The organism is Streptomyces sp. GbtcB7 (genome assembly GCF_019091445.1).
Lineage (GTDB): Bacteria > Actinomycetota > Actinomycetes > Streptomycetales > Streptomycetaceae > Streptomyces > Streptomyces mirabilis.
This window is the reverse complement of record NZ_JAGXJM010000600.1, coordinates 1-238: the sequence shown is the minus strand read 5'-3', so window position 1 is coordinate 238 and position 238 is coordinate 1. Positions and strand designations below refer to the sequence as shown.

Genomic DNA, 238 nt, shown 5'->3' with positions numbered 1-238 from the left:
CGAGGAGGCCGGCCCCGAGCCCGAGCAGATCGGCGATGACCCCAATCTGCGTGACGCGGGGATCGACTCCCTCCGGCAGATGTTCCCCGTCGAGAAGTGGCGGGCCGCCGGAGTGCGGGGCGCCGCCTTCGTGACCCTGGCGTCGTCGCCGACGCTCGGCACAAGGATCGCCGTGTTCCCGTCCGTGGTCGCGGCCGCCGCCGCCCAGCCCGCCCGCTGACCCGCACCAGGGCTGGGA

Annotated in this window: 1 protein-coding gene; it reads left to right on the top strand. The window is 74.8% G+C overall.

Going from position 1 to position 238, the window contains the following annotated elements:
• A partial coding sequence (locus tag KVT44_RS56965) for a hypothetical protein (protein ID WP_254651263.1) occupies positions 1-220 on the top strand: 220 nt, incomplete at its 5' end.
• Between the last annotated feature and the right edge of the window lie 18 nt (positions 221-238).